We start from the raw sequence: 21,829 nt of genomic DNA, 5'->3' as shown, positions 1-21,829 counted from the left end.
CCCGCGGCGAAACGGATTGTTTCGCCGCGGGCCTTTGATTTGGAATATTATGCGTCCGGGTGGTCGGACTCATCCTCCGGAAAGTCCGGCTTGGGCGTGGGGCAGTAGTCCCGCAGCAGGGTGCGCAGGAAGAAATTCGCCAGGAGGCAGGGGAGGGAGAAGCCCAGAAAGACCTCATAGATCAGGCTAATGGGGAGCTGGAGAATGCCGAACGCCGCCAGGCCGTAGCCCAAGATGACGGCCAGGATGGGCCGCAGGGGTTTTCCCAGGCCCAGCGCCAGGGCCATGCGCAGGGCGGGGCGGAACTCCATTCCGGTGCTCAGGGTGCCGTAGAGGCAGACCGAGGAGAGCAGGGTCACCAGAAAAATGGTGGAGCAGACCAGGAAGGGGGCAAAGAGGATGGGATTTTCCGCGGCCCGCAGCAGGTAGAACCACGCGCCGAAGCCCGACGCCACCAGGGGAACGGCGGTAAGGAAGAAGGCGCCGTAGGCCCGCTTCCAGTAGGTGCGGAAGGCGGTGCGGTAGTCGTAAAAGCACAGCACCGGCCGGTCCAGCATCATCTTGCGGATGACCTGATTCATGGCGAAGAGGGCGGGCGGAAGGGTGACGATGGGGATGCAGGAGAGCAGAAAGAGCACATTCAGAAGGAGAATGGAGCCCGCCTCCAGCTGAATGATCTGGAGCATCCGGGCGGGGCCGGTCTTTTCCGGCTCATCCTTGCGGATGCCCGGACCGGGCGCGCGATAGTCTTGGCGGAACAGCAAACAGAACCCTTCCTTTCATCCTTATTAGAGTGAAGATATCACACCCCGCCGGGCAATTCAATAGCAATAAATTGATGTATGGGGTAATCGGATGACATCGGGCGCTTTTGGGCCGGAAGCGTCACTATTTTACCGGGACAATCACTATTTTGCTGTTGCGCAGGGGAGAGGGGCGTGCTATCCTTGGTGTCAAAGAAGGTCTTTCCGGGGACGGACGGTCAGATGGCCGGGACAGACCATCAATAAATTACCCGCAAAACAGGCGGGATCATGGAGGTCAAGGATCATGGCAAGCATCACGTTCAAGCATGTCAATAAAACCTATCCCGGCAATGTGACGGTCGTGCCCGATCTGAATCTGGAGATTCAGGACAAGGAGTTCGTCATCCTGGTCGGCCCCTCCGGCTGCGGCAAGTCCACCACCCTGCGGATGATCGCCGGTCTGGAGGACATCACCGGCGGCGAGCTGTACATCGGTGACCGCCTGGTCAACGACGTGGCCCCCAAGGACCGCGACATTGCCATGGTGTTCCAGAACTACGCCCTCTACCCCCACATGACGGTCTATAAGAACATCGCCTTCGGCCTGATCCAGAAGAAGGTGCCCAAGGACGAGATCGACCGCCGCGTCCACGAGGCGGCCCGCGCCCTGGACCTGGAGCACCTGCTGAACCGCAAGCCCAAGGCCCTCTCCGGCGGCCAGCGGCAGCGTGTCTCTCTGGGCCGCGCCATGGTGCGCAACCCCTCCGTGTTCCTGCTGGACGAGCCTCTGTCCAACCTGGACGCCAAGCTCCGTACCGCCATGCGCGCGGAGATCAGCCGCCTGCACAAGCGCCTGCAGACCACCTTCGTCTACGTCACCCACGACCAGACCGAGGCCATGACCATGGGCGACCGCATCGTGGTCATGAAGGACGGCGTCATCCAGCAGAACGACGCCCCCCAGGTGCTCTACGACTACCCCTGCAACCTGTTCGTGGCCGGCTTCATCGGCTCCCCTCAGATGAACTTCCTGGACGCCGTCATCGTCAAGCAGGGCGAAGGCTATGCGGCCCAGGTCTGCGGTACCGCCGTGGCGCTGCCCCAGCGGATGAATGAGGCCGTGGCCCCCTATGAGGGCAAGACCGTGGTGCTGGGCATCCGGCCCGAGGACATCATCGCCGCCGATTCCGGCGAGGCCGGCCCCGGCAGCATCGCCACCACCGTGGAGATCGCCGAGCTCATGGGCGCCGAGATCAGCCTCCACGTGGAGTGCCAGGGCAACCGCCTGGTCATCCGCACCGAGCCCACCTTCAAGGGCCGTGAGGGCGACCCCGCCGTCCTGACCTTCAAGAGCGAGAAGATCCACCTCTTTGACAAGGAGACCGAGCAGGCCATCGCCCACTAAGGTCCAGATATACACAGGCCACAGGGACAGGAAGCGGCTTCCCATCCGCTCCTGTCCCTTTTTGGAGGAACACGCTATGATTGATCCAGCCAAAGCATGTGAAGTCCGCCCCACTGCGCCGGACCCGGCGGTGGACGGCCTTTTGACCCTGTCGTCCGCCCGGATCCTGCCCCTGCCCTCCGGAGGGATGTACAGCGGCTATGCCGGAGACCTGAGCTGCTGGGTAGTGGCCGTGATGGAGGGAGCGGTGACCGCCGTCTCCCACGCCCGGAGCGACGTATTGGCCCCGGGACAGGCGCTGGCCCTCTGGCAGTGCGGCACCTTCACGGTGCAGTCCGTGGGAGACAGCGTGTGCATGCTGGTGCAGCTGGGGGGCGAACTGCCCGGACGGCTGCTGGAGCGGCGCATGACCGACGGCGCGGCCTTCTTCCCCCGGGGCGGCGCGGCGGTGCGGGAGGCGGTGCTGTCGCTGGCGGTATTGGAGGAGGAGAGCGCTCCGCTGAACGGCACCACCGCCGGCGCCTACGCCTACACCATGCTGAGCCACCTGCTGCTGGGCCCCGCTTCCGGCGGGGAGGAACCGGCGGGGCAGGCTCTCACGCCCCTGGTGGAGGCGGCGGTGGGCATCATCCAGGCGGAGTTCCCCTTCCTGGAAGGGCTGGACGAGCTGGCCGAGCGACTGGAGGTGTCCAAGGCCCATCTGATCCGCACCTTTACCCGGCAGACCGGCGTCTCGCCCGGGCGGTACATCACCCATCTGCGCCTGGAGTACGCCAAGCTCCTCCTCCGGGGAGAGGACCCGTCCATCACCTACGTGGCGGAGGCGTCGGGGTTTGCCAACGCCAACTATTTCGCCAAAGCCTTCCGGCGGGAGACCGGCATGTCCCCCAGCGAATACATGGAGAGCATCCCCCAGCAGGACCGGAAGGCGGCCTCCAAACGGGAGCCCTTCCTGTGGTAGCCGGCGGTTCACAGCACATTATGATATATTGAATTCCCGGGTTTTGCGGCTCGGCGGCGCTGTTTGCTGGGGCTGTTTTCCTGCCCATCCAGGGATAACAGGGTATAATTTGTGGACTTGCACAAAAAATAAAGTCGAATACTTAAATATCTGACGAAAATGATTGAAATATACCCGAATGTCGTGTGATATGCACAGAACGCGCATGATACGGCATTTGGGTATATTTTTCTGGTACACTTTCATTTACAGTTTCGTCACAATCATTATATATTAAATATAAATTAACGGCGTTCCCGGCGCCGTTCCCAGCGCAAAAGGATCAAAAGAGGAGGAGAGAAAGTCATGAAACGAGTACCGCGCGTATTGGCTCTGTTGTTGGCGACAGCGCTGATGGTTTCCCTCTCCGGATGTGGTTCGTCGGATGGCAAGACCCATCTGACCTTCCAGATCTGGGACGTGGGTCAGCGGGACGGCATGCAGGCCATGTGTGACGCCTACACAGCCAACGTCAACCCGGATGTGGTGATCGAGGTCCAGGTCACCAGCTGGAGCGAATACTGGACCAAGCTGGAGGCCGCGGCCGAGAGCAACACCCTGCCGGATCTGTTCTGGATGCACACCGATCAGATCCTCTACTATTCCGAATTCGGCATGCTGGCCGATGTCACCGACCTGTTCCCCTATGAGGAGCATTACAGCGACATCTCCATCAGCAACGCCCAGGGCACCGACGGACGGATGTACGGCGTGCCCAAGGACAAGGACAACATCTGCCTGATCTACAACAAGGAGATGTTTGACGCCGCCGGGGTGGCCTACCCCGACGATACCTGGACCTGGGATGATCTGGAGGCCGCGTCCCAGGCCATCTACGACGCCACCGGGAACTATGGCTACATGGCCTACAACGACGAGCAGCTGGGTTATCACAACTTCGTCTACCAGAACGGCGGATGCATCCTCACCGAGGACAAGACCAAGGGCGGATTTGACCAGGAGGCCACCCGGGAGGCCGTCAAGTACTATGTGAACCTGCAGAGCTACGACTGGTGCCCCGATCAGGCCTACTTCGCCGAGACTACCCCCGGTACCGCCTTCTTCTCCGGCAAGGGCGCCATGTTCCTGGAGGGCAGCTGGAACCTGCTGGCCCAGATGACCAACTATCCCGAGATGGTGGGCAAGTGGGACGTGGCTGTGCTGCCCGCCGCTCCCGATCCGGTCAGCGGTGACGGCCGCGCCACCATCTCCAACGGCCTGACCTACGCCACCGGCGCCCACGGCAAGAACCTGGACATCTGCCTGGACGTTCTGAAGTACTTCGCCGACGAGGAGGCCCAGCGCATCCAGGGCGAGTCCGGCGCCGCCATCCCGGCCTATGAGGGCCTGGAGGAGACCTGGATCAGCGCCTTCGACCAGTTCGATTATAAGCTGGACCTGGAAAACGCCATTATGAGCCAGTTTGACTACTGCGTGCAGTACGTCAACAACTCCGCCCGTCCCAAGTGGAAGAGCGGCGTGGTGGACATCATGACCAGCATCTACAACGGCTCGGTGGACATCGATACCGGCCTGGATCAGATCCAGAACCTCATCAACACCGAGACCGCCAAAAAGCTGGCCGATTCCTGAGAGGAGGGTTGAGACATGGGAAATAAGACAATGAAGCTCTCTGCCGCCGCCCGTCGGGAGCAGAACTGGGGCTATCTGATGATCGCCCCCACCATGATCGGCCTGATCGTGCTCAACCTGTGGCCGTTCGTGCAGACCATTTACACCAGCTTCTGTGAGCACCTGGGCTTCGGACACTACAAGTTCATCGGCATCGGCAACTATGTGGAGATGTTCCAGAACCCCGAAGTGTGGCGCGCCACCTGGAACACCATCCTGTTCTGTATCCTCACCGTGCCGGTGGGACTGTTCCTGTCCCTGCTGGTGGCCATGATGCTCAACGCCAAGATCAAGGGCAAGGGCATCTTCCGCACCATCTTCTTCCTGCCCATGGTCTGTGCTCCCGCCGCCGTCACCATGGTGTGGCGCTGGATCTTCAACAGCGACTACGGCATCCTCAACCAGATCTTCGGCACCCACATCAACTGGATCACCGATTCCAAGTATGTCATGATCGCCTGCGCCATCGTGGCCATCTGGAGCAACATCGGCTACGACGCCGTGCTGCTGCTGGCGGGCCTGCAGAACATCTCCAAGTCCTACTATGAGGCCGCCGAGATCGACGGCACCAGCAAGGTCAACCAGTTCCTGCAGATCACCCTGCCCATGGTCTCGCCCACCCTGTTTGTGGTCATGATCATGCGCCTCATGTCCTCCATCAAGGTCTACGACCTCATCTACATGATGGTGGAGGATACCAACCCGGCACTGACCAGCGTACAAAGCCTGATGTACCTCTTCTACCGCGAGACCTTCGTGGCCGGCAGCCGCGGCTCCGGCGCCGCCATCGTGGTGTGGACCGTGTTCCTGATCGGTATCATCACGGTCATCCAGTTCGTGGGCCAGAAGAAGTGGGTCAATTACGATGTGTAAAGGAGGGGAAATTTGATGAAACAGAGCTCTTTACAGCGCACCAGACGGATGTCCACCATCCTGATCTACGTATTTCTGATCCTGGGCTCCATTATCATGATCTTCCCCTTTGTGTGGATGATCCTGACCAGCTTCAAGACCCAGACGGAGAGCATGCAGATCCCGCCCATCATTTTCCCGTCCCACTGGAATCTGGACAATTTTGTGGACGCCATCGCCTCTCTGCCCTTCGTCAACATGTACGTGAATACCGCGCTGATGATCTTCTTCCGGGTCATCTGCGCCGTGGTGTTCAGCTCCATGGCGGGCTACGCCTTCGCCAAGCTGAACTTTAAGGGAAAGAACATCCTGTTCGGCCTGATCCTGGTCCAGATGTCCCTGCCCTCCCAGATCTTCATCCTGCCCCAGTATCAGATGGTGGCCAAGCTGGGCATGGCCAACACCATTTTCGCTCTGGTGTTCCCGGGCATCGTCTCGGCCTTCGGCACCTTCTTCCTGCGGCAGACCTACATGGGCATCCCCAATGAGATCGGAGAGGCCGCCTGTCTGGACGGCTGCAACCAGTTTGAGACCTTCATCAAGGTCATGTTCCCCCTCACCGGCACCTCGGTGGCGGCCCTGACCATCTTCACCGCGGTGTTCGCTTACGGCGACCTGATGTGGCCTCTGGTGGTCAACTCCGACCTGAACATGATGACCCTGTCTTCGGGCCTCGCCACCCTGCGCGGCCAGTTCTCCACCAACTTCCCCGTCCTGATGGCGGGCAGCCTGCTGGCTATGCTGCCCATGGTGATCCTCTACATGATCTTCCAGCGTCAGTTCATTGAGGGCATCGCCAACACCGGCGGCAAATAATCCGCTCCCCCTCAATGCGACAGCCTCTGCATGGGCTTCCCATGACCTGCCGGGGCTGTCGCATTTTTCTAAAATGCCCGGCTATCTATTGAATCTCATCGAAATATCGCTTAGAATGGTGGTGCCCTGTCGCACCCCGTACCATGCGGGCACATTCGAACTTTCTTTGCGAGGAGTCTTTTATGATTATCCAAGAAAATAACAAGCAAATTTTTACCTTGCAGACCCGCAACACCACCTATCAGATGAAGGCGGACCGGAACGGCGTCCTGCTCCACACTTATTACGGACCGAAGATCCAGGAGGGCGACCTCTCCCGGCTGATCCGGTTTGCCGACCGCGGCTTCTCGCCCAACCCCGACGAGGCGGGCCGGGACCGGACCTATTCGCTGGACACCCTGCCGCAGGAGTATTCCGGCTCCGGGGCGGGCGACTTCCGCCTGGCCTCGCTGGAGCTGGAGCTGGCCGACGGCAGCCGTGTGGCTGACCTGCGGTATGTGGGCGCGGAAGTGAAGAAGGGAAAATACGGCCTGGAGGGCCTGCCCGCGTTCTTTGCCTCGGAGGACGAGGCGGAGACCCTGGTCCTGACCCTGGAGGACATCTCCGCCCATGTGCGGGTGGAGCTGCTCTACGGCGTGCTGGAGGAGTACGACCTCATCACCCGGGCCGTCCGCATCGTGAATACGGGCGACGAGCCGGTGCGCATCTGCCGGGCGGCCTCGGCTTGCCTGGACTTCCTCAGCGCCGACCTGGACTTCATCACCTTTGACGGCGGCCATGTGAAGGAGCGGGGCCTGAACCGCGCCCACCTGCGCCCCGGCGTGCAGTCGGTGGGCAGCATCCGCGGCATCTCCAGCCACCAGCACAACCCCTTCGTCATGCTGTGTGAGCCGGGCGCCGGGGAGGAGCACGGCACCTGCTACGGCCTGGGCCTTCTGTACAGCGGTAACTTTGAGGCCGCGGTGGAGCGGGATCAGTTCGACAACGCCCGTGCCACGCTGGGCATCCACCCCTTCCACTTCAGCTGGACGCTGGAGCCCGGAAAGATGTTCACCACGCCGGAGGCCGCCCTCATCTGCTCGCCCAACGGCTTCGGCCCCATGAGCCGGCAGTTCCACCGGGCGGTGCGCAGCCACCTGCTGCGGGATGTCTGGCGCGACCGGCGCAAGCCGGTGCTGGTGAACAGCTGGGAGGCCGCCTATTTCCACTTTGACACCCCCCGCCTGATGGAGCTGGCCCGGGAGGCCGCCAAGCTGGGCGTGGAGCTCTTCGTGCTGGACGACGGCTGGTTCGGCCACCGGAACGACGACTTCACCAGCCTGGGCGACTGGTATCCCAATGAGGAGAAGCTCCCCGGCGGCCTGAGCGCCCTGTCCGCGGAGATCAACGGCCTGGGCATGGAGTTCGGCCTCTGGATCGAGCCCGAGATGGTCAGCGAGGACAGCGACCTCTACCGGGCGCACCCGGACTGGGTCCTCAACCCGCCCGGCCGCCCCTTCACCCGCGGGCGCAGCCAGCTGGTGCTGGACTACACCCGGCCCGAGGTGCGGGAGTATATCTTCCAGACCCTCCAGAAGGTGCTGGATACCGCCAACGTGTCCTATCTGAAGTGGGACATGAACCGCTCGCTGACCCAGGTGTGGTCGGCCGCCATCCCCGCCGGCCGGCAGGGGGAGGTCTACCACCGCTATGTGCTGGGGGTCTATGATCTGCTGGAGCGCTTCCGCGCGGCCAACCCCCACACCCTCATCGAGGGCTGTTCCGGCGGCGGCGGCCGCTTCGATCTGGGTATGCTCTACTACACCCCCCAGATCTGGTGCAGCGACAACACCGACGCCATCGACCGCCTCTCCATCCAGTACGGCACCTCCTTTGCCTATCCCCCGTCCACCATGGGCGCCCATGTCTCGGCGGTGCCCAATGAGCAGACCGGCCGGAGCGTGCCGCTGGAGACCCGGGGCGTGGTGGCCCTGTCGGGCACCTTTGGCTATGAGATGGACCTGGGCAAGCTGTCGGACCGGGAGAAGGACCTGGTGAAAGAGCAGATCCAGGCCTACCGGGAGAGCTACGAGCTCATCCAGCAGGGCGACTACTACCGCCTGACCGCCCCCACGGCGGACGGCGCGCCCACCTGCTGGATGCATGTGGCGCCCGATCAGAGCTCGGCCATTCTGTGTGTGGTGTCCGGACAGACCCACGCCGGCCCTCCCTTCCGGTGCGTGAAGCTGCGCGGCCTGGACCCCGCGCGGAACTACCGGGTGAGCGGAGACGAGCAGGCGTGGCCCGGCGACGTGCTGATGCAGGCCGGGTATCCACTCCCCATGCTGGGAGAGTATCAGAGCCTGCGCCTCTGGCTCAAGGCGGAATAAACCAAGGGCTGGCCGCGGTTCTGCGGCCAGCCCTCTGTTTTAGGTCCTGGAATGTTTTCGGTTCTGCGCCCGCCACTTCTGGGGCGGCTCGCCGTAGCGTTTTTTGAAGGCGCGGGAGAAGTGGAACTGGTTGGAATAGCCGCACCGGACGGCGATCTCGCTGATGGGGGCGTTGCCGTTGCACATCATCTCGGCCGCCTTGGCCAGGCGCACCCCGATCAGGAACTCCTGGGGCGGACAGCCCATGTTGTCCTTGAAGAGTTTGCTGAAATAGCTGCGGTTCAGGCGGCAGGCGTCGGCCACCTCCTCCACGGTCAGGTCCCGCTGGTAGTTCTGCTCGATGTAGTTGACCGCCTCCTGGATGTAGAAGTCCTTGATCTGGCTTCCCTGGGCGCTCAGCCGGGTGGAGGAGGTGCGGATCAGCGCGTCCATGAACAGGTAGAGATAGCCGATCAGGTGGAGGGTGGAGGCGTCGGAGTGGTCCGCGATGTAGAGCATCCGGTCCCGGACCTCCTGGCTCTGCTCGTCGCTGTCCGCCTGATAGATGGGCTGGGCGGCGGTGAGTCCGGCGTAGCGCAGAAACTCCGAGGCGTGGAGGCCGTCAAACTCCACCCAGACATACTTCCAGGGGTGGGTCTCGTCGGCAAAATAGGTGTTGATGAGGCCGGGACAGATGAGAAAGCCCTGCCCGGCGTGGAGCTCATACCGGCGCGTGGTCACGCCGTCCTCGCCGGTGGCGTCCAGCGTGCCCCGGCCGGAGATGATGTAGTGGAACAGATAGTGATTTCGGACGAACGGGCCGAAGGAATGCAGCGGCTCACACTGTTCATAGCCGTACTGATAGATGCGCAGGTCCAGAAAGTTCTCGTTCGGGAAAACAGAAAAGGAAAAATCTCTCATCCAGCTTCCTCCTGATCGCGACACATTCTTACTCTTTAGTATAACATAGATACCGGCGGATACCAAGCGCAAACCACAGCTGGAATTTCGACCAGACCATCTGAGCTGCTTCCGCGGGGAAGCAGAGGCGGGAAAGGAGATCGGCCATGCCCAGGCTCTACTACAAAGAAGCGCAGCGGCGCGCCCAGAAGGAATTTCGCGCCTGTACCTCCCGGGGCGAGTACCCCTATCTTCCGGTCCTGGACGACTTCGTGCCCCGGGACCGGCTGAACCGGGGGATCGACCTGGGGACCCAGTCCATCCCGCTGGAGTTCGTGGTGGGCACCTGTACCGGGGTGCGGACCAACGCCTTTGCCCGGAACTTCATGCCCATGCTGGGGGAGGACTCGGAGTTCGCCACCAAGTGGAAGGCCCTCTGTCAGGCCCACATCGAGGAGGGCATCCGGGACCCCATCAAGGTCTACGAGTACATGAACCGCTACTACGTCCAGGAGGGCAACAAGCGGGTCAGCGTGCTGAAATTTTTCGGGGGCGACACCATCCGCGCCTCCATCACCCGCATCCTGCCCCCGCGCAGCGGCGCGCGGGAGGTGGAGCTCTACTATGAGCTGCTGGAGTTCTACCAGCTCAGCCGGGTGAGCTTTGTGGAGTTCTCCAAGCCGGGCAGCTACCTCCAGCTCCAGCAGCGGTTGGGGAAGGGGCCCAACGAGCTGTGGAGCGAGGAGGAGCGCCGGGATTTTTCGGCCGCCTATTTCTCCTTCCGGGAGGCCTATGAGGCCCACGGCGGCAGACAGCTCCGCTCCACCGTGGGGGACGCCATGCTGGCGGTGATCCAGGTCTACGGCTATCAGGCCCTGCGGGGCAAGACCCCCTCGGAGATCTTCGGCCTGGTGCGGAACGTCTGGGAGGAGATTGTCCTCCAGCAGGAGCAGGACCCCATCGACGTGAAGCTGACGCCGGAGGAGAAGAAGCCGGGCCTGCTGGCCAAGGTGTTCGCGGTGGGGGAGAAGGGGGCCATGCGGGTGGCCTTCATCCACGACAAGACCCCCACCGAGTCCGGTTGGACCAACAGCCACGAGCTGGGACGGCTCCACGTCCAGCGGGTGTTCGGCGACGCCATCCGCACCACCGCCTACTTCAACGCCCTGGAGTCCGACCCTCTGGCCGTCATCCGGCAGGCCATTGCCGACGGGAATACGGTCATCTTCACCACCTCGCCCCGGCTGCTGCCCGCCTCCCTGCGGGCGGCGGTGGAGGAGCCCCGGGTCACCATCCTCAACTGCTCCCTCAACAAGTCCCACCGGTACATCCGCACCTACTACGCCCGGATGTACGAGGCGAAGTTCATCATCGGCGCCATCGCGGGGAGCCTGGCCGGGACCGACGACGTGGGCTATCTGTGCGACTACCCCATTTACGGGCAGATCGCCGGCATCAACGCCTTTGCGCTGGGGGCCCAGATGGTCAATCCCCGCATCAAGGTCTACCTGGAGTGGTCCACGGTGGGCGGCGCGGAGGCCGCCATCCGGCGGCTCACCGACCGGAACATCCGCCTCATCTCCTCCCGGGACCTGACCCGGAAGGGCGACCGGAGCTGGACCAGCTTCGGCCTGTCCCTCATCTCCGGGGAGGACCGGGTGATCCTGGCCGCGCCAGTGTGGCGGTGGGGGGTCTACTATGAGGCCATGCTCCGGCGTATCCAGGACCGCTCCTTCCAGGCGGAGTATCAGGAGAGCGGAAAGGCCCTCAACTACTACTGGGGCATGTCGGCCGGTGTGGTGGCCCTCCGCTGCACGGCCAAGGTGCCCCCCAGCACCCAGAAGCTGGCGGACCTCCTCCAGAACAGCATCCGCGCCGACCTGTGCTACCCGTTCCGGGGCAAGCTCTACGCCCAGGACGGGCGGGTGCTGGATGGCGATCTGACCCCGGAGCAGATCATCGGCATGGACTGGCTGGCGGAGAATATCGTGGGCTCCATCCCGGAGTATCACGAGCTGAACGAGACGGCCAAGGCCACCGTGGACCTGGTGGGCGTGGAGGCCGTTGTGAAAGAAAAACACTAATTTACATTTGTAAAAAAGGCCTGTAACCAGCGGTTACAGGCCTTTTCTCGGCGATTCTGGCTTAGAACCCGTACCCGGATACTGTTTCGGTGCCGACAGTGCCGTCGGGCCGAATGGTGGGCAGTTCCAGGGTGACGGTACGGATGAAGGGGTTGCGCAGGGCGCGGTTGAGATGGGTGTAGGTCCAGTCATTGCCCAGGGAATAGGTGAGGTGCTGCATCACCTGATCCCGGGAGCTGGGGCGCTCGGATAGGTTGCTCAACACGTTGTACAGCACATTCTGTTCCTGGCCGGTGGTGTCCAGCATGACGAAGTAGGAGGCATCCTGAGCCTCCTTGGACACCTTGCCCCGGAGCTTGTGGTTGAGCTCTTTGATTTTTTTCGTTTCCTCGTCCACCAGCTGCTTCAGCTTCTGGTCCAGCGCCTGGAGCTGTGTGGTGAAGGCCGCGATCTGCTGGCGCAGGTCGCGCTTCCTGGAAAACTGGAAGAAGCCCAGGGTGCCCAGAGTGCGCTGGGCGGCCTCCAGCGCCGCCTGATGTTCCAGGCGCTGTTGGCCCAGCTCATCATACTGCTTGCGGTAGTCGTCGTGGAGCTTTTTCCACGCGCGCTGGAATTTGCCGTCCGCCTCTTTGCGCTTTTCGTTGATGTCCTTGAGCCGGTCGTTGTTGATCTGTTTCTGGATGTCCTGCTTCTGTTTCTTGGCCTGACGCTGCGCCGCACGCACATCTTCCGGCGTGTCGTCCAGCCCAGGCAGGTCCACGGTGACCTGGAGGCGCATGAACTCTCCGGGTTCGGGCTGGATGTGCTCGATGCGCACCGAGCTGTCCGACGAGGTGGGCTTGGACGCACTCCGGGTGGGGGTGGAGCGCTTGGGGGTGGAGGGGGACTTGGAGACAGGTTTGGAGGCGGCGGATTTGGACGCAGACTTGGTCGGAGCAGCCTTGGCGGCGGGCTTGGTTTTCAGCGCCTGGACCAGCGCGTCCTCCCGGATGATCTGGATCTCCTTGCCCTTGGCGCGCTGCTCCTGGACCTGATCCACCTTCCGCTGGCCGAAGTTGCCCTGGCTGCCGATGACCAGATAGGTGGTCTTGCCGCTGATGGCGCCGGTGACCCGACCGCCCCGGGCGGTGATCTCCTGGGCGATAAGGTCCCGGCTGCCCTTCTGGTACTGGAAATCGCCGGTGAGGACGAAGGTGCTTCCCGCGACCGTCACCGCCGCGCCGTCATCGAAGGGGACGGCAGCCAGACGGGCCCGCTCCTGGGCCTCCCAGTCGATCTCCTCCGGCCCTTCCAGGTCCTCGTCGGTGGCCAGGGCGGGTCCGCCGTCGTGGAAGAGGTCGGGCACGTCGATGGCCCGATAGACAGGGCCCTCCTCGGCGGTAAAGGGGGCGCTGTTCCCGTTGTAAGCCCGCAGGGCCCCCAGGAAGGTGGTCAGATAGGCCACGGGCTCCGGGACCGTGCGCTGGATGCGCTCATCCATCAGGATGCGATAGGCGTTCTCGCCTGTCTCCTGGAAGTGGAAGAGGTGGTATCCGGCCAGGTGGAACAGCACCGCGCCGGTGAGGTCGGCGCCGTGGAGGAAGGTGCGCAGCTCCTCGCCCAGCTTTGCGGCGGGGATGCGGAGGGCCTCATTTTCCTCCATGGACCCAACCAGACGCAGGGTCTCCTGGGAGAGACGGTCCAGATTGAACAGGAGGGAGGCGTACTCCCCCATTTTGGCGGAGTTGAACTGGAGCTGCTGGGTCTTGTGGTGCTTGCCGTCCCAGACCAGATGCTCGTCGTGGAAGAAGAGCACGTCCTGGAAGAAGAGAGCCACGCCCTTGAGGCCGTCCAGGTGTCCGTCGGCTCCGGCCAGCTCGCCCAGGGCCTCCTTGCCCTCCGCGGCGGAGAGGGCCTCGCCGCCGCCTACGAACTGGAAGGCGCACAGCCAGCCCTCCAGCACAGCGCGGTGCCGCTCCGGAGCGTCCTCGCCCAGGGCGGTTTTACGTCCGATGTACTGGCCGGTGTACAGGAAATGGTGGGTGACGATAAAATACCGGAAGATGACCTCCACCGGGTTGTCGTCGGCCAGCTCATAGGAGATGCAATACTCCGCCGCCCGGACCGGGGTGGTGAGCTGCCCCACCTGGCTGTTTTTGACGGTCTGCCCTATGCCGGAGAGGTTCAAACTGTTTAGCAGGGCGTCCGCCTCGCTCTGTCCCTCCGGGGTGTCCAGCGGGTGGGTCAGGGAGGTGGGGACGGGGGTCCCCTTCTGGAGGGTGAAGGCCATGCCGCAGCGGGTGTCCCAGCCCTCCTCGTCAAAGGAAATGTCATCCGGCGCGCAGGTGAGCAGCCGCCGGTCCGGGTTGACCTCCCGGGTAAAGCGGAGGCCCTTGGGCACCAGCACGGAGAACTCGCCCGCCTCCACCCGCTCGCCCTGAGTGAGGTCCAGGCGCTCCAGCACTTCGGCGGCGTTCTGCATGGGTTTTTCCTCGGGGGGCTTGGCCTGCTCCGGGTCCAGCTCGGCGGTCTGGAGGAGGGGAGCGAAGGCGCCGGTCAGCTCCTCAAAGCCCTCCCCGGCGTTGGGGACCGCCGCCGTGGACAGGTAGATCTTCACCACGCGGCCCACCCATACCGCTACAAAGAGATACGTAAGGGTGAGTGTGACGCCGAAGAGTTGGAATTTCTTCTTCACCAGCATACCGATCCGGTCCCCCTCCAGGGGCAGCAGCTGATAGGAGCCCCCGGCGTTGGAGATGGAGAGATTGGAACGGATGGTGAAGCCGTCCTCGGTCTCCTCTACCTGGGTGCTGGAGCCGGGTTCGTAGGGCTCCTGGGACTCCTCACCGGCGGTGAGGTTTTCCGCGATGCCCCGCAGGGCCTTCTCCGCCTCCCCCCGGACCTCATCCAGGGGGACCGATTCCTCTACGCTCAGGGTGACCCGTTCCTTCAGTCCGCTGAGCTTCCAGGCAAAGGGAGTCTCATCCGCCACCTCGAAACTGCCCGCCCGGTAGCCCGACGGGACCGGATCGAAGCGGTACAGGATCAGATCGCCATCGTTGTCTGTTCCGTAGGCCGCGCCGGGGGGCAGCTGCACGCTGAGTCCGCCCGGGATTTCCAGACGTTTTCCTTCTTCTGAGAGCCCTGTAAGTTTCATGGCTGTTCCTCCTCCTGCGGTTCCACTGCTATATGCGGCAGAACGAATTCTCTCATATAGCGCCATTATAACGCTGGAATCGCCATAAAACAACACTTAACAGTCAGCATAGTGTTTTGGGCCGCCTCTGGCGCGGCGGGGTGGACTGTGGTAGAATGGTGCCAAGAAGCCCCGGCGGAGTGCCGGGGCGGGACAAGGAGGGAACGCCATGAAACCGATCACCGTACCGGCGCTGCTGCTGAGCCTGGGCCTGCTGGCCGGGTGCGCCGGTCAGCCCCAGGCCAGCCGCACCGAGAACATCCCCTTTGCGGAGGGACAGCTCTACGCCGTGGCCTATCTGGGCTACCAGAAGCCGGAGGACCTGGACTACTACGCCGAGCGCTATCTGGATCGCGCGGAACTACCGGTCCACTACCTCTCCGGGGGAGACTACTATCTGGTGATCCCCCGGTACTCCGGTATGGAGCTGGAGCTGTACCGCAACGACCTGGAGACCTCACAGCCGGTGCTGCTGTACGAGGACCCGGATTGCGCCCCGTTCCTCCTCCAGTGCAACGTCAGCGACATTTTCGCCGATGCGGACATCCGCCTGACCTATGAGGGGGAGACGGTGTCCTGCTCGCCCTTCATCTCTCTGAAAGACGGCTCCATCGACGTGGGAGAGGCCGGGCTCCTCCTTACCAAGGAGGAGTGACCGTCCGCACCTCCGGCGGAGCGCGCGCATAGACTGGCCCAGCAGAAAACGCGGGGCCGGCGGAGCGCGCCGGGGGAGGAAACGGGATGGACGGGACAAAGCGACAACATCAGGTGGTCCGGGCGGCGGTGGTGACGGTGTGGATCAACGTGCTGCTCACCGCCATCAAGCTCCTGGCCGGTGTGGCGGGGGGCTCCCAGGCCATGCTCTCCGACGCGGTCCACTCCGGGTCGGATGTGCTGAGTACCCTGGTGGTCCTGGTGGGGGTGCGTCTGGCGGGGAAGGACTCCGACCGGGAACACCCCTTCGGGCATGAGCGGCTGGAGTGCGTGGCCGCCCTGTTGCTGGCGGGACTGTTGGCAGCCACCGGTGTGGGCGTGGGCTGGGCGGGGCTCCGCTCCGCCTTGCAGTCGGCCGGTCGGGCCGCGCCCGGCGCGGTGGCGCTGTGGGCGGCCTTGCTCTCCATCGTGTGCAAGGAGGGGATGTACTGGTACACCCGGCGGGTGGCCAAACAGACGGACTCCCCGGCGCTGATGGCCGACGCCTGGCACCATCGCTCCGACGCGCTCTCCTCCGTGGGGAGCTTCGCGGGCATCCTGGGGGCGCGGCTGGGTCTGCCCGCCCTGGACCCGCTGGCCAGCGTCCTCATCTGCCTGCTCATCCTGAAGGCGGCCTGGGAGGTGTTCCGGGACGCGGTGACCAAATTGATCGACACCGCCTGTCCCCGGGAGCTGGAGGAGGCCATGCGCACCGTGGCTCTGGCCCAGGAGGGCGTGCTGCGGCTGGACCGGCTCCAGACCCGGCTCTTCGGCGAGCGGGTCTATGTGGAGATCGACCTGTGCGCCGACGCCGGGAGCTCCCTCACCCAGGCCCACGGGGTGGCCGCCCGGGTCCACCACGCCATTGAGGGGGCCTTTCCCCAGGTGAAGCACTGCATGGTCCACGTCAATCCGCTGGACCCGACGGGGCGAAGGACGTGCGATAGAGGGGGATCACATTGATGACCGGCTCCTCGTAGGGGTGGACCCGCTTCACGGCCTCCACGGTGGCGTCCACCCGGGCCAGGAGGCAGGTGACCTCCACCTTCAGCTCCGGCTCGGTGCTCACCTGGCCCACCGCGCCCAGATAGGGGTTCGTCCCCTCCAGGGGCCGCCAGCAGCTGGTGACGGGACTGTAGGAGAGACAGCGGTCATACCGGCCGATGTGTCCGGCGTCCACCTGGGCCAGGGCGTCCTGCAGCACGGCCAGATGGGTCTCGGGGATGAAGATCTCCAGTTTGCAGTAGGTGGGCTCCATCGAGCCTCAGCTCCTTTCACATGCGGGATAGCTCCATGATAGCAGAGCGGGAACCAAAAAGCAAAACGGCTCCGCCCATTTGGGCGGAGCCGTTTTTGACTGCGATCAGCGGCTGATCCAGACCAGGTTCTTATCAGAGACGAAGTTGGACACGCTGTACAGCACCAGCGCCTCGTCGATGTCATTGTCGGCGATGTACTGGGGGATGGAGATCTTGGAGTAGCGGGGGTCGATCAGGTGGATCTCGGAGAAGTGGGCGGTGAGGAAGGGCACCAGGGAGTCGGTGTAGGAGTCCCGGATGATGAGCAGCTTGGGCTTATCGGTGTTGGGGGTGGTGACCACGCCCAGGGACTGATTGCCGCCCAGGAACATGGAGTACTTGTCCTTCACGGAGAGGAAGGAGTAGTCATAGAGCTGCCGCTGCTCCTCCACGGGGTTGCCCTTGGAGTCGTAGGTGTGGGAGACCACGGAGATGCCGGTGTCGGGCACATAGGTGTCGATGCAGTCGGGCTTCACCCAGCGCACGCCGGAGGAGGAGTAGATGGTGCCATAAAAATCCTCGGACACGGTGGTCTTGGTGTAGTTGGAGAGGGGCACGGGGTCGATGCCCATGGCCTCCATCAGCGCGGCGTAGCCGTAGTAGGCGCCCAGGCTCGTCCAGTGGTGGTCGGTGCGGTAGTAGATGTCCTCATCCTTGTGCTCGTACAGGGTGGTGTAGGTGTCACAGATCTGCACGTTCTGGAGGGTGGAGGCGGCCTGGTCGATGACGTCCTTCTGGCTGGCGTTGGGGGCGCCCTCGGGCAGGCGGTCGGACCAGATCTCAGCGGCGCCGGGGATCAGGGAGAAGTACACCGGCACGCCGGCCTTCTGGGCGAACTGGTCCACATAGCCCAGGTTGGTGGTCAGCTGCTGCTGATCGGGCTCGTCAAAGCGGGTGATGAGGGTGTCCTCCTTGCAGAAGTACACATCATTGTTCTCCTGCTTGCCCATGGCCTTCTCGGTGCGGGCCTTCAGGTCCACCCAGGCGTCCCGGCCGGGGAACTGGTCCACGGTGTAGGTCTCAAAGTCGGACATGAACTTGCTGCTGAGGACGCTGTCGGCCGACAGCTCGGGGAGCTGCTGGAGCTCGCGGTTCTCGATCTGGGAGAAGGTGCGGTCGGGCATAACGGCCCCGGCTACCAGGAACACCGCCAGGAAGGCGCAGAACAGGGCGCTGAGGAAGATACAGTAGCGTTTGGACATGTGGTTGACCTCCTTTTCGGATCAGAAGCGGAAGTAGAGGAAGGGGTTGTAGCTGGCGTCCACCAGATAGGCGGTGGAGAAGATGAGACCGGTCAGCACCAGCACCGGCAGCACCACCTTCATGGGGCGCTCCGGCAGCTTGCGCCACAGCTTGGCGGCCAGGGGGGTGGAGGCCACGCACCCGATGAGCAGGGTGGGCAGGAAGGAGGCGAAGTAGTAGCTCACGCTGGGGCTGGTGAGGCCGCCGGGGGCGAAGCCGAACATGGCCTTCAGGTAGATCCCCATGTGGCCGAAGTCCTCCACGGCGAAGATGGCCCAGCTCACCAGCACCAGGAAGAGGGTGTACACATGCTGCACGGCGGCGGGGAGTTTTTGAAGGACCTTACCCAGGAAGGCCTTCTCCAGAATGACCAGAACAGCAAAGTAGAGGCCCCAGATGAGGAAGTTCCAGCTGGCGCCGTGCCAGATGCCGGTGGCGGCCCACACCACGAAGAGGTTGAAGAACAGCCGGGGTTTCGATACCCGGTTGCCGCCCAGGGGGATGTAGAGGTACTCCCGGAACCAGGAGCCCAGGGAGATGTGCCACCGCCGCCAGAACTCGGTGACGGACTTGGAGATATAGGGGTAGTTGAAGTTGCGCAGGAACTCAAAGCCCAGCATCCGGCCCAGGCCCACGGCCATGTCGGAGTAGCCGGAGAAGTCGAAGTAGAGCTGGAGGGAGAAGGCCAGCACCCCCAGCCAGGCGCCCGCCACGGTGAGCTGGTCGGTGGGGAGGGCCAGGTACACGTCCCAGAGCTTACCGATGTTGTTGGCCAGCAGCACTTTCTTGGCCAGACCCACGGTGAACACCTGCACACCGGAGGCGAACTGCTCCGGGGAGTGGGTGCGGTGGGTCATCTGGTCGGCCAGCTCCTTGTACTTGATGATGGGGCCGGCGATGAGCTGGGGGAAGAGGGTGACGAAGGTGCCGAAGTGGATCACATTTTTCTGGGCCTCAGCGTCTCCGCGGTACACATCCACCGGATAGGTCATGGTCTGGAAGGTGTAGAAGGAGATGCCGATGGGCAGCGCCAGATTGAGGACCGGCATGTCGATGCCCACATGCTGGAGGGTAGTGGCCACCAGATCCCAGTACTTGAAGAAGAACAGGATGGCCAGATTGAGGACCAGCGCCACCGCCACAGCGATCCTGGCGCCGGTGTCGTTGTCCTGTTGCTTGCATTTTGCCACCACCAGGCCGGCGAAGTAGTCCAGCAGGATGGTGAAGAGCATCAGTACGATGTACTTGGGCTCGCCCCAGCCATAAAAGACCAGGTTCACCACCAACAGCCAGGCGTTGCGCCACTTGAGGGGGGTGATGTAGTAGACAAGCAGGACGATGGGGAGGTACAGGAACAGGAAATACAGACTGGAAAAAACCAAAGACTCACCTTCTCAAAATCGGAACTTAGGGAAGAGGCCCGGCAGGAGACCCTGCCGGGCGCTCAGCTCACAACAGTATAACCGATTTCCCTCACTTTGTATAGGTGTTAAAGGCGGTGACAGCGGCGTCGGCAGAATCGCTGATGGCAAAGAGGATGTAATTGCCGTTGGTCACCAGCTTGTAGTTCTGCACCAGTTCCAGCTGCTCGGGGAGGTACTGGCTCCACTGGGCCTCCAGGTCGTCCTGGCGCTTCTCCACGGCGGCCTTCACAGTGTCCATCTTGCCGTCCTTCACCTTGGCGATGAAGAACTCGGTGGCGTGGGTGGCCATCATGGGCATCTTGCAGATGTAGGCCTCCAGGTCGGAGGAGTTGATGCTGTACACCGCCAGCAGGGTTTCGCTGTCCAGGTCGATGAGGGCGGGCATCTCATTCTTGGAGATCTCGGTCCACACGGAGTTAATAACAGTAGAAGCGTCAGCGGGAGCCTGCGTGGGCGCGGGAGTGGGGGTGGGCTTGGCGGTGGGCTTCGTGGTCGGCTTGGCCGTCGGCTTCGCGGTGGGCTTGGTGGTGGGAGCGGCGGAGGGCTTGGAAGTGGGCTTGGCGGAGGGAGTCTCCGGCTCGTCAGAGGGGGTCACGCTCGCGCTGGGCTCCTCGCTCACCTCGGGCTGGAGGCTCTCAGAGGGCAGGGGGGATTCGGAGGGCTGGACGCTCTCGCTGGCCTGGGGGGGCGTGACCTCCTCCGAGGGGGCAACGGACTCGCCGTTGCTGCCGCAGCCGGCCAGCAGGCTCAGAGACAGGGCGCCGGCCAGGGCGAGAGAAAGAAAACGAGGATTCATAGGGGCAAAACTCCTTTAGTCATTGAATTTAAATGGGACCCGTTTCAGGTTCACACAGCCTTTGACGAAGGGGGACGAGAAAAAGTTCCGGGCAACCGCAAAAAATTTTTCCAGGAAAAAGCGCGGGCCGCACAGCGGTCCGCGCTCAGCCGGATCAGGTCCGGCCCAGATTGTGCAGCCAGGTCTCGGCCAGGTCCATCCACACGGCGCACTCCGGCTGGAACCCGGCGTTGTCCCGGCCGGCGGTGAGGGGACCGGCGGTCCCCAGGCCGTGGCGGCCCACCGGGAAGAGGTGGAACTCGGTGGACACGCCCGCCTGCCGCAGGGCGCTCAGGAGCAGCAGGGAGTTTTCCACCGGCACGCTCTGGTCGGTGAAGGTGTGCCACAGGAACACGGGCGGCACCTGGGGGCCCACCTGATGCTCCAGGGAGAGAAAGTCGGAGAGTTCGCTCTCCCGCTCGCCCAGCAGGTTCTGAAAACTGCCCCGGTGGGCGAAGGGGCCGGAGGTAATGACCGGATAGCTGAGGATGAGCCCGTTGGGCTTCCGCAGCTCCGCCGGGGTGCCCAGGTCCCGGGCCAGGAAATCCGCGTTCCAGAACACGCCCAGGGAGCCGGCCAGATGCCCGCCGGCGGAAGAGCCCTGGACCACGATGCGCTCCGGGTCCACATACCACTCCGCCGCGTGGGTGCGGATGAGCTCCACCGACCGGGCGAGCTGGTGCAGGGCGGTGGGGAAGCGGGCGGGGGCCACCGAGTAGCGCAGCACCGCCGCGTGGACGCCCATGGCCACAAAGCGCAGGGCCATGCCCTCGGCCTCCCGGTCGGAGGTCATGGCATAGCCGCCGCCGGGGCAGAGGAGGACCAGGGGCCGGAGCAGGCCGTCATCCAGCTCCGCCGAGTTGTCCCAGAGGTAGAGGGTCAGGGGAGCGGAAGCCCCGTCGGGGGCAGTCACATTCCGGACCTGATAATTCATTGTGCATCCTCCGCGCCGTGCATGGCCTGCTCCAGGGCCTTGGAGAGCTGATCGGGGCAGGAGGTGGGCTTGACGCCGCAGCGGATGCCGCTCAGGCGCGCCACCACATCCTCCACCTTCATGCCGCGCACCAGCGCGGAGATGCCCTGGAGGTTGCCGTGGCAGCCGCCGATGACCTGGAGGTCCTGGACCACGCCGTCCTCCACCTGAATGAGCATCCGCCGGGAACAGACGCCCTGGGGCTGATAATCGATCAACATACTGGGTTCCTCCCATGATTTTCAAATTCTACGGCGTATGATACCACGTTTTTTGCCGAAAGACAAGCAAAGAGGCATTGCAGTTTTCCGCATCCGGGGGTATCATAATGCGGTGGATTTTGATA

The 21,829-nt window shown here is 63.3% G+C and carries 18 protein-coding genes; 9 read left to right on the top strand and 9 right to left on the bottom strand.

The annotated features are described in order from the left end of the window. Positions 1–47: 47 nt before the first annotated feature. Positions 48–764, bottom strand: a complete 717-nt coding sequence (locus B5G43_RS06105; RefSeq protein ID WP_087259586.1) for a DUF624 domain-containing protein — start codon at positions 762–764, stop codon at positions 48–50. Positions 765–1,050: 286 nt separating this feature from the next. Between B5G43_RS06105 and ugpC the strand changes: the two genes are divergently transcribed. The 6 genes from ugpC (at position 1,051) to B5G43_RS06075 (ending at position 8,880) form a co-directional block, all read left to right on the top strand. Then, positions 1,051–2,151: a sn-glycerol-3-phosphate ABC transporter ATP-binding protein UgpC gene (gene ugpC, locus B5G43_RS06100; RefSeq protein WP_087259585.1), complete on the top strand. Its 1,101-nt coding sequence runs from the start codon at positions 1,051–1,053 to the stop codon at positions 2,149–2,151. 76 nt (positions 2,152–2,227) lie between these two features. Further along, a complete protein-coding gene (locus tag B5G43_RS06095) occupies positions 2,228–3,112 on the top strand; it encodes an AraC family transcriptional regulator (RefSeq protein WP_087259584.1) in 885 nt (294 codons plus the stop codon). Positions 3,113–3,457: 345 nt separating this feature from the next. Continuing rightward, entirely contained in the window at positions 3,458–4,744 is a 1,287-nt protein-coding gene (locus tag B5G43_RS06090; RefSeq protein WP_087259583.1) for a sugar ABC transporter substrate-binding protein, read from the top strand. A gap of 15 nt (positions 4,745–4,759) precedes the next feature. Further along, a complete protein-coding gene (locus B5G43_RS06085) occupies positions 4,760–5,656 on the top strand; it encodes a sugar ABC transporter permease (protein WP_242960483.1) in 897 nt (298 codons plus the stop codon). 15 nt (positions 5,657–5,671) lie between these two features. Beyond that, positions 5,672–6,511, top strand: a complete 840-nt coding sequence (locus tag B5G43_RS06080) for a carbohydrate ABC transporter permease (protein WP_087259582.1) — start codon at positions 5,672–5,674, stop codon at positions 6,509–6,511. 182 nt (positions 6,512–6,693) lie between these two features. After that, on the top strand, positions 6,694–8,880 hold the full coding sequence (locus tag B5G43_RS06075) for an alpha-galactosidase (RefSeq protein WP_087259581.1): 2,187 nt from the start codon (positions 6,694–6,696) through the stop codon (positions 8,878–8,880). Between the two features lie 39 nt (positions 8,881–8,919). Here B5G43_RS06075 and B5G43_RS06070 read toward each other — a convergent pair whose 3' ends face one another. Further along, positions 8,920–9,780, bottom strand: coding sequence for an AraC family transcriptional regulator (locus B5G43_RS06070; protein WP_087259580.1), 861 nt, complete (start codon positions 9,778–9,780; stop codon positions 8,920–8,922). Positions 9,781–9,926: 146 nt separating this feature from the next. Here B5G43_RS06070 and B5G43_RS06065 point away from each other — a divergent pair, with 146 nt between their 5' ends. Then, positions 9,927–11,843: a BMP family ABC transporter substrate-binding protein gene (locus tag B5G43_RS06065; RefSeq protein WP_087259579.1), complete on the top strand. Its 1,917-nt coding sequence runs from the start codon at positions 9,927–9,929 to the stop codon at positions 11,841–11,843. A gap of 61 nt (positions 11,844–11,904) precedes the next feature. Here the strand turns inward: B5G43_RS06065 and B5G43_RS06060 are convergent, their stop codons facing one another. Then, on the bottom strand, positions 11,905–14,979 hold the full coding sequence (locus tag B5G43_RS06060) for a hypothetical protein (RefSeq protein ID WP_087259578.1): 3,075 nt from the start codon (positions 14,977–14,979) through the stop codon (positions 11,905–11,907). A gap of 208 nt (positions 14,980–15,187) precedes the next feature. Here B5G43_RS06060 and B5G43_RS06055 point away from each other — a divergent pair, with 208 nt between their 5' ends. Both B5G43_RS06055 and B5G43_RS06050 read left to right on the top strand, forming a co-directional pair. Beyond that, the gene (locus B5G43_RS06055; RefSeq protein WP_087259577.1) at positions 15,188–15,673 is read left to right on the top strand and encodes a hypothetical protein; all 486 of its coding nucleotides are present in this window, start codon (positions 15,188–15,190) and stop codon (positions 15,671–15,673) included. Between the two features lie 86 nt (positions 15,674–15,759). Then, the gene (locus B5G43_RS06050; RefSeq protein ID WP_087259576.1) at positions 15,760–16,674 is read left to right on the top strand and encodes a cation diffusion facilitator family transporter; all 915 of its coding nucleotides are present in this window, start codon (positions 15,760–15,762) and stop codon (positions 16,672–16,674) included. Here the strand turns inward: B5G43_RS06050 and B5G43_RS06045 are convergent. The 6 genes from B5G43_RS06045 to B5G43_RS06020 all read right to left on the bottom strand — a co-directional run bounded on the left by B5G43_RS06045 (position 16,619) and on the right by B5G43_RS06020 (position 21,704). Continuing rightward, a complete protein-coding gene (locus B5G43_RS06045; RefSeq protein ID WP_087259575.1) occupies positions 16,619–16,969 on the bottom strand; it encodes a cytochrome C biogenesis protein in 351 nt (116 codons plus the stop codon). The two genes, B5G43_RS06050 and B5G43_RS06045, sit on opposite strands and share 56 nt — an antisense overlap. Positions 16,970–17,074: 105 nt before the next feature. After that, the gene (locus B5G43_RS06040) at positions 17,075–18,211 is read right to left on the bottom strand and encodes a DHHW family protein (RefSeq protein ID WP_087259574.1); all 1,137 of its coding nucleotides are present in this window, start codon (positions 18,209–18,211) and stop codon (positions 17,075–17,077) included. A gap of 21 nt (positions 18,212–18,232) precedes the next feature. After that, the gene (locus B5G43_RS06035) at positions 18,233–19,633 is read right to left on the bottom strand and encodes an MBOAT family O-acyltransferase (protein WP_087259573.1); all 1,401 of its coding nucleotides are present in this window, start codon (positions 19,631–19,633) and stop codon (positions 18,233–18,235) included. A gap of 91 nt (positions 19,634–19,724) precedes the next feature. Further along, positions 19,725–20,471: a DUF4358 domain-containing protein gene (locus B5G43_RS06030; RefSeq protein WP_087259572.1), complete on the bottom strand. Its 747-nt coding sequence runs from the start codon at positions 20,469–20,471 to the stop codon at positions 19,725–19,727. A 154-nt stretch (positions 20,472–20,625) separates the two neighbouring features. After that, positions 20,626–21,444 (bottom strand): alpha/beta hydrolase, encoded by an 819-nt coding sequence (locus tag B5G43_RS06025; protein ID WP_087259571.1) that lies wholly within the window; start codon positions 21,442–21,444, stop codon positions 20,626–20,628. Further along, positions 21,441–21,704, bottom strand: coding sequence for a TIGR03905 family TSCPD domain-containing protein (locus B5G43_RS06020; protein ID WP_087259570.1), 264 nt, complete (start codon positions 21,702–21,704; stop codon positions 21,441–21,443). The genes B5G43_RS06025 and B5G43_RS06020 overlap by 4 nt, the downstream gene beginning before the upstream one ends. Positions 21,705–21,829: the final 125 nt, after the last annotated feature.

This window comes from Flavonifractor sp. An92 (assembly GCF_002159175.1).
In the GTDB taxonomy this organism is placed as follows: Bacteria; Bacillota; Clostridia; order Oscillospirales; family Oscillospiraceae; genus Pseudoflavonifractor_A.
Note: the sequence above shows the minus strand (reverse complement) of the source record. Positions and strands in the feature narration are given on the sequence as shown.

What these genes read in the sequence shown, in the direction of transcription:
- ugpC (WP_087259585.1), top strand. Translation starts at nt 1,051, where the DNA reads ATGGCAAGCATCACGTTCAAGCATGTCAATAAAACCTATCCCGGCAAT.
- B5G43_RS06095 (WP_087259584.1), top strand. Translation starts at nt 2,228, where the DNA reads ATGATTGATCCAGCCAAAGCATGTGAAGTCCGCCCCACTGCGCCGGAC.
- B5G43_RS06090 (WP_087259583.1), top strand. Translation starts at nt 3,458, where the DNA reads ATGAAACGAGTACCGCGCGTATTGGCTCTGTTGTTGGCGACAGCGCTG.
- B5G43_RS06085 (WP_242960483.1), top strand. Translation starts at nt 4,760, where the DNA reads ATGGGAAATAAGACAATGAAGCTCTCTGCCGCCGCCCGTCGGGAGCAG.
- B5G43_RS06080 (WP_087259582.1), top strand. Translation starts at nt 5,672, where the DNA reads ATGAAACAGAGCTCTTTACAGCGCACCAGACGGATGTCCACCATCCTG.
- B5G43_RS06075 (WP_087259581.1), top strand. Translation starts at nt 6,694, where the DNA reads ATGATTATCCAAGAAAATAACAAGCAAATTTTTACCTTGCAGACCCGC.
- B5G43_RS06070 (WP_087259580.1), bottom strand. Translation starts at nt 9,780, where the DNA reads ATGAGAGATTTTTCCTTTTCTGTTTTCCCGAACGAGAACTTTCTGGAC.
- B5G43_RS06065 (WP_087259579.1), top strand. Translation starts at nt 9,927, where the DNA reads ATGCCCAGGCTCTACTACAAAGAAGCGCAGCGGCGCGCCCAGAAGGAA.
- B5G43_RS06060 (WP_087259578.1), bottom strand. Translation starts at nt 14,979, where the DNA reads ATGAAACTTACAGGGCTCTCAGAAGAAGGAAAACGTCTGGAAATCCCG.
- B5G43_RS06055 (WP_087259577.1), top strand. Translation starts at nt 15,188, where the DNA reads ATGAAACCGATCACCGTACCGGCGCTGCTGCTGAGCCTGGGCCTGCTG.
- B5G43_RS06050 (WP_087259576.1), top strand. Translation starts at nt 15,760, where the DNA reads ATGGACGGGACAAAGCGACAACATCAGGTGGTCCGGGCGGCGGTGGTG.
- B5G43_RS06045 (WP_087259575.1), bottom strand. Translation starts at nt 16,969, where the DNA reads ATGGAGCCCACCTACTGCAAACTGGAGATCTTCATCCCCGAGACCCAT.
- B5G43_RS06040 (WP_087259574.1), bottom strand. Translation starts at nt 18,211, where the DNA reads ATGTCCAAACGCTACTGTATCTTCCTCAGCGCCCTGTTCTGCGCCTTC.
- B5G43_RS06030 (WP_087259572.1), bottom strand. Translation starts at nt 20,471, where the DNA reads ATGAATCCTCGTTTTCTTTCTCTCGCCCTGGCCGGCGCCCTGTCTCTG.
- B5G43_RS06025 (WP_087259571.1), bottom strand. Translation starts at nt 21,444, where the DNA reads ATGAATTATCAGGTCCGGAATGTGACTGCCCCCGACGGGGCTTCCGCT.
- B5G43_RS06020 (WP_087259570.1), bottom strand. Translation starts at nt 21,704, where the DNA reads ATGTTGATCGATTATCAGCCCCAGGGCGTCTGTTCCCGGCGGATGCTC.